Origin of the sequence: Mesorhizobium sp. L48C026A00, from assembly GCF_000502375.1 — a bacterium.
Classification (GTDB): domain Bacteria; phylum Pseudomonadota; class Alphaproteobacteria; order Rhizobiales; family Rhizobiaceae; genus Mesorhizobium; species Mesorhizobium muleiense.
The window spans coordinates 1-470 of sequence record NZ_AYWU01000126.1; the positions used below are offsets into that span (position 1 = coordinate 1).

Below are 470 nucleotides of genomic sequence, written 5' to 3' on the forward strand. Positions count from 1 at the left end.
CGTCTTCCCGACGAGCAGCAAGGGCAATTTCGCGCCCGGGTGCGAACTTCCGGAGATGAGCTAGTGCACTGATCCTCCGGTTACCACCGGAGTTCACATAGCGCTTGGCATCTTCATCCAGCGACCCCTCGTGAAGCCGATCCGCAATCCCCGGCTTTTTGTTTTCATGCAGGTATTCACTGAAACGTATAAGAGTAGATCCATAGACCTGAATGGTACCGCGATTCGGCCCGGTCGCAGGCGCTTCTTTGTACTCTTTGATGAGAGCCGCTGTGTAATCTCTGATGAGCGCGGCGTCGGCAGGGTAGGGATTCCGGACAGGGCGGTCGACCACTGGCGCTCCGCCCGCCAACGTCTTGAGACGACCCAGTGCTCTAGCCACGATCGAGGGGCCAACCCTGCTCTCGTACTCCGAGGGGCCACCCCTGCTCTCGTACTCCTTGCGATCCTGATCCAGCGACGAATCGTCA

The 470-nt window shown here is 58.9% G+C and carries 1 protein-coding gene; it reads right to left on the bottom strand.

Annotation, left to right across the window (positions count from 1 at the left end; translation table 11 throughout):
* A partial coding sequence (locus X738_RS86725) for a hypothetical protein (RefSeq protein WP_210163898.1) occupies positions 1–334 on the bottom strand: 334 nt, incomplete at its 3' end.
* Positions 335–470: the final 136 nt, after the last annotated feature.